This is a genomic window from Clostridioides sp. ES-S-0005-03 (genome assembly GCF_020658455.1).
Taxonomy (GTDB): domain Bacteria; phylum Bacillota; class Clostridia; order Peptostreptococcales; family Peptostreptococcaceae; genus Clostridioides.
On sequence record NZ_JACVWI010000029.1, the window covers coordinates 1 to 347 of the forward strand.

Consider the following 347-nt stretch of genomic DNA (forward strand, 5'->3'; position numbering starts at 1 on the left):
AGTCAAAGTCATGTGCCTTACCGACTTGGCTAATCCCCAATATATATGTGGTGAGCGCACAGGGATTCGAACCCCGGACACACGCCTTAGAAGGGCGTTGCTCTATCCAGCTGAGCTATGCACCCACGCTTTTTGGAGCGGGTGAAGGGGATCGAACCCTCACAGCTGGCTTGGAAGGCCAGAACTCTACCATTGAGCTACACCCGCATATTTAATTTAATTGGTGGAGGATGGTGGATTCGAACCACCGAAGTCGATGACAACAGATTTACAGTCTGCCCCCTTTGGCCGCTCGGGAAATCCTCCGTATTAATTTTACATGGAGCTGGTGATAGGAATCGAACCTA

The 347-nt window shown here is 50.4% G+C and carries 3 tRNA genes; all 3 read right to left on the reverse strand.

The annotated features are described in order from the left end of the window. Window positions 1-48: 48 nt before the first annotated feature. Window positions 49-125 (reverse strand) — tRNA-Arg (locus IC218_RS21665). Window positions 126-133: 8 nt separating this feature from the next. Then, window positions 134-207 (reverse strand) — tRNA-Gly (locus IC218_RS21670). A gap of 14 nt (window positions 208-221) precedes the next feature. Further along, a tRNA-Tyr gene (locus IC218_RS21675) sits at window positions 222-306 on the reverse strand. Window positions 307-347 lie beyond the last annotated feature (41 nt).